The sequence below is a fragment of the Peptidiphaga sp. genome (assembly GCF_057238965.1).
In genome coordinates this window covers 1-5,296 of record NZ_DBHHEV010000031.1, presented here as the reverse complement: position 1 = coordinate 5,296, position 5,296 = coordinate 1, and the positions used below count along the sequence as shown (strand labels likewise).

The window sequence follows — 5,296 nt, the reverse complement described above, 5'->3', positions numbered from 1 at the left end:
CGCGGCGCCAACCTCATCTGGTCCTACGCCACGGCCACGGTCCCGCTCGTGACCGTGACGCTGAGAAAGGCCTACGGGGGCGCTTACATCGTCATGGGTTCGAAATCCCTGGGAGGAGACTTCAACTACGCGTGGCCGGGGGCGGAGATCGCCGTGCTCGGGGCCGACGGCGCGGTGGCCATCACTGGGCGGCGCGAGCTGAAAAAGGCCGTGGAGGAAGGCAAGGACGTCGCCGCCGTCAAAGCCGAACTCGTGGAAAAGTACACGCGCGAGAACGTCAATCCGTACCTGTCGATAGAAAGCGGGCAACTCGACGCCATCATCACCCCGGAGACGACTCGTTCGTCGATCGTTTCCGCGCTGCGAATCGCGCGGACGAAGAACCGTTCCCAATCCCGCACGAGCCGCCACGGCAACATGCCGATGTGAGCTGACGAAAGGCCAATCAATGAACTCCTACACCCCTTCCGCTTGGATCGCTCAATTCGCCGGGCAATCGACGCCCTGGCGGACGGAGCTGGCGGAGCTTGCGTCGGATCCCGCGATCGCGGCGAAGCTGGGCGCCATCCGCGACGCCGCGGAAAAGATCCTCGCCCCCGTGGCCCCCGAGCTGCTGACGGTCACGGGGCCCATGGATCTTCTGGGGGCGCCGCTTGAGGCCCCCGAGAACGCAGGGGCCACAGTTCCCGGAATCCTTCTTGCCCAATACGGGGCCTACCTCGACGTGCGGGAGACCCTGCCGGAGCCCGTCGCGGCCGTCGGCCATTCCCAGGGCGTCCTCGGCGCGGCCATGCTGCGCGACGACCACGCGCAGGTCCTCGCGCTCGCGCGCCTCATCGGCGCGGCCGCCACCCGCGAGACGCTTCTCGCCGGTGCGAGCCGCCGCGGCGAGCACACACCCATGGTCTCCGTCAAAGGAGAGAACCTGGCCGAAGTCGAGCTTCCCGGCGACGTCGCCCTGGCGATCAAGAACTCCGCCACGTCCGAAGTGCTCTCCGGCGCGCCCAAGGCCCTCGAAGCGGCCCTGAGCGCGCTCAAGGTCGAGGGGGAGTACCTCGACGTCGCCGCCCCCTTCCACAATCCGGTGCTCGAACCGGCCGTGGAGCAGGTGCTCCAGTGGGTTCGCGCCTGCGGCGTCTCGCTTCCCGACGCCGCCGATCTGGCCCGCGCCGTGCTCACCGAAAGCCTTGACTGGGTCGCGGAGCTCCGCGAAAAGGTGCCCTCGGGGGCGACCGTCGTCGACCTTGGCCCGGGAACCGGCCTGGCGCGCCTGGCCGCGGAGAACTTCGCGGGGACCGGCGTGCACTACATCGAAGCGGGCACGGCCGAGTTGCGCGATGCGCTTGCCCAGGGAGCGCCTCGCGAGACGGCCTCCCAGGATTGGTCCGTCTTCGCCCCGGCCGCCCGCGTCATCGACGGGAGGAAGGCCGTTGAAACCGCCTTCACGCGGCTGACGGGCCGTTCGCCGATCCTCGTGGGCGGCATGACGCCGACGACCGTCGAGCCGGAGATCGTCGCCGCCGCGGCCAACGCCGGACATTGGGCGGAGATGGCCGGCGGCGGGCAGGTCACCGAGGAGATCCTCTCCGACCATCTCGACCGGCTCGGCGAGCTCCTCGAACCCGGCCGCGCGGCCCAGTTCAACGCCATGTTCCTCGACCCGTACCTGTGGGGCCTGCATTTCGGATCCCGCCGCGCGGTGTCGAAGAAGCGCTCGGCCGGGGCGCCGCTTGACGGCGTCGTCGTCTCCGCCGGCGTCCCCGAGCTCGACGAGGCGGTCGAGCTCGTCGAGCGCCTGCGATCCGAGGGATTCCCGTACGTTGCCTTCAAGCCCGGCACGGTGGCGCAGATCCGCCAGGTCGTGCAGATCGCCCGCGAGCTGAACGAAAAGGGCGTGGATCTGCCGCTCATCGCCATGGTCGAGGACGGGCAGGCCGGCGGCCACCACTCGTGGGAGTCGCTTCCCGAGCTGCTGCTTCCGACGTATGCGCAGCTGCGCGAGGCCGGCGTCGTCGTGTGCGCGGGAGGCGGCCTCGGCGACCCCGAGCGCGCCGCCGACTACCTCGACGGCTCGTGGTCCGTCGCCCACGGGCGCCCGCCGATGCCCGTCGACGGCGTATTCGTCGGAACCCCGCTCATGGCCTCCGCCGAGGCCGCAACGAGCCCCGCGGTCAAGGACCTGCTCGTGGCGACGCCCGGCATCTCCGAAGGCTGGGTGCGCAGGGGCGAGGTCCGCGGGGGAATGACCTCCGGGCTGTCCCAGCTGCACGCGGACCTCTACGAGGTCGCCAACGCGAGCGCCGAGGCCTCCAAGCTTCTGGCCGAGATCCCCGCCGAGGAGGTCGAATCGCGCCGCGAGGAGATCATCGAGGCGATCGACAAGACGGCCAAGCCGTACTTCGGCGACGTCGAAGAGATGACCTACCGCCAGATGCTGGAGCGCTACGTCGAGCTTGCCTGGCCCTGGGTGGACGAGTCCATGGAAAAGCGCTTCGTCGAACTGCTTCAGCGCGCCGAGGCACGCCTGAGCGAGGCCGACCGCGGCGAGATCGAGACCTTGTTCGCCGACGGCGTCGAGGACCCCGGGCGGGCCGTGGAGGCCCTCGCGGCCGCGCACCCGGCGGCCGAATCCGTCCTCGTGACGCCGACGGACGCCGCCTTCTTCGTCGAACTCTCGCGCAAGTACCCCAAGCCCGTGCCCTTCGTCCCCGTCATCGACGCGGAGATCGTTCGCAGGTGGGGGTCGGACAACCTGTGGCAGTCCCACGATCCGCGGTACGCGGCGGACGCGGTGCGGATCATCCCGGGCCCGATTTCCGTGCGGGCCATCACCGAGGCGAACGTGCCCGTCGCCGACATCCTCGCCAAATACGAGCAGGTCGCAGGGGCCCGCCTGGGCGAGGGCGAGAACGCCTTCAGCAGACTCGCCGCGACCGAGGACGAGTACTTCCGGTCCGCCCGCTACGTCGTGTGGCGGGGGAACCTCGTGTCCAACCCGGCCCTCATCGAGGGAGCGAGCCTTGAAAGGGCCGAAGGATCGGTCTCCGGCGGATGGGAGGTCCTCGTGCCCTTCGACTCCGTGTGGGACGGCGCCGGCTCGTCGGCCCATCGCGTCCGCGACATCCGCATTCCGCTCGTGGCGCCCGAGGGCGCGGCCTTCGGCGCCTACCCGCTCGTGGACGACGCCCGGCTCTCCGCAGCCATGCGCGGCCTGCTGGAGGCGACAGCCGGCGTAGGCTCGACGACGGCGGGCGGAACCCCGGTCGAGTCCCTCCCGGGCGACGGAGAGGCCTTCTCCTTCGACTTCGGCCGCGACGCGGCCGCCGCCCACGCACTCGTGTGCGAGCCCCCCGAGGCGGTCGGCGCGGGCGCCGTGCCGAGCGCCCTGTTCGGCTCGTGCTGGCCGGCGATATACGGCGCGATCGGCTCGACTGCCCGCGACGGATACCCCGTCATAGAAGGACTTCTATCGACAGTCCACCTCGATCACTCCGAGCGCATCGCAGTGGCGCTCGACGAGCTGACTGGGGCGCTGACTGCGACCTCGCACGTGACCGGCGTCGCCGACACCGCCGCGGGCAGAGTCATCGGCGTCGACACCCGAGTCGTGGACGGCGACGGCCGAGAGGTCGCCTTCTTCGCCGACCGTTTCGCCCTGCGCGGCCGCGTCGGCGAAGAACAGCTCGAGGATCCCGAGCCCCGGGCGGGGGTCGGCGACGTCGTCGACACCCCGCGCTCCGTCCTCGGCTCGGCCAAGGTCTCCGCGCCGACGGACATGACCGCCTTCGCCATCGTCTCGGGCGACTACAACCCCATTCACACGTCGCGCAGGGGAGCGAAGCTCGCCGGGCTCGACGAGCCGATCGTCCACGGCATGTGGCTGTGTGCGGCCGCGGAGTACGTGACCCAGAAGATCGCGGGAACGAGGATTCTGGGGTGGACGTACAGGATGTTCGGAATGGTCGCGCTGGGCGACGTCGTCGACGTGCGCGTCGAACGCGTCGGACGCATCCGCGACGGAGGCTTGGCCCTCGAGGTCTCGTGCACCGTCGACGGGGTTCTGGCGGCCACTGCGACGGCGGCCGTGGCCGCCCCGAGCACCGCCTACCTGTATCCCGGGCAGGGCGTGCAGTCCCAGGGGATGGCTCTGGACGAGCGCAACGAGTCGGCCGCGGCGCGGGCCGTGTGGGAGCGCGCCGACAAGCACACTCGCGAAAAGCTCGGCTTCTCGATCCTCGCTCTGGTACGCGACAATCCGCGCGAACTCGTCGCGGGCGGCGTGCGCTACCACCACCCAGAGGGCCTGCTCAACCTCACCCAGTTCACCCAGGTGGCGCTGGCCACCGTCGCCGCGGCCCAGACCGAAAGGCTCGCGGCCGAAGGCGCGCTCGTGGAAGGGGCGATGTTCGCCGGGCATTCGCTGGGCGAGTACACGGCGCTCTCGTCGTACGGGCGGGTCTTCCCGCTGGAGGCCCTCCTTGAGATCGTCTTCCAGCGCGGCTCGACGATGCACAACCTCGTTCCGCGCGACGCGCAGGGCCGCTCGAACTACCGCATGGGGGCGCTTCGCCCCAGTCAGTTTGGGGTGAGCGACGTCGTCGGCTACGTCGAGTCGATCTCAGAGGAGACGGGCGAGTTCCTAGAGGTCGTCAACCTCAACATCGAGGGCCAGCAGTACGCCGTGGCCGGAACCGTCGCGGGCCTTAAGGCCCTGGAGCGCGACGCGAACGCCCGGGCCGAGGCCGCGGGCGGCAAGCGCTCGTTCATCCTCGTTCCCGGTATCGACGTGCCCTTCCACTCGCGTGTCCTGCGCAACGGCGTGGACGACTTCCGCGAGCTTCTGGAAGACCTGCTGCCCGAGAAGATCGAGGCCGACGCCCTCGTGGGCCGCTACATACCCAACCTCGTGGCCCGGCCCTTCGAGCTGACGGAGGACTTCGCGAGGCTCATCCTCGACGTCGCCCCGTCGACGATGGTGGCCGAGCTGGTCGAGGACTTCGACGGCCTGCTCGAGCGCGACCGCTACCGCGTCGTCCGCACGCTGATCATCGAGCTTCTCGCATGGCAGTTCGCCTCGCCCGTGCAGTGGATTCGCACGCAGAACGTGCTCCTGGAGGAGGGCGTGCGCGAATGGGTCGAGGTCGGCCTCGCCACCGCGCCGACCCTCGCCAACATCGGGGCGCGGACCGTCGCCCAGGCGGGCGCGGACGTCACCGTCATGAACGTCGCGAGGGATTCGCAGCGCGTCAGGCGCGAGGACGTGGCGGCCGCCCCCGTCGAAGAGCCCGGCGAGCCG

The 5,296-nt window shown here is 70.2% G+C and carries 2 protein-coding genes; both read left to right on the top strand.

Annotated features, from left to right (window positions below):
- Positions 1 to 429 (top strand): carboxyl transferase domain-containing protein (locus tag ACO48X_RS05285; protein ID WP_485001077.1); only part of this gene is annotated, 429 nt, incomplete at its 5' end.
- A gap of 19 nt (positions 430 to 448) precedes the next feature.
- On the top strand, positions 449 to 5,296 hold a 4,848-nt coding region (locus tag ACO48X_RS05280), incomplete at its 3' end, for a fatty acid synthase subunit beta domain-containing protein (RefSeq protein ID WP_485001076.1).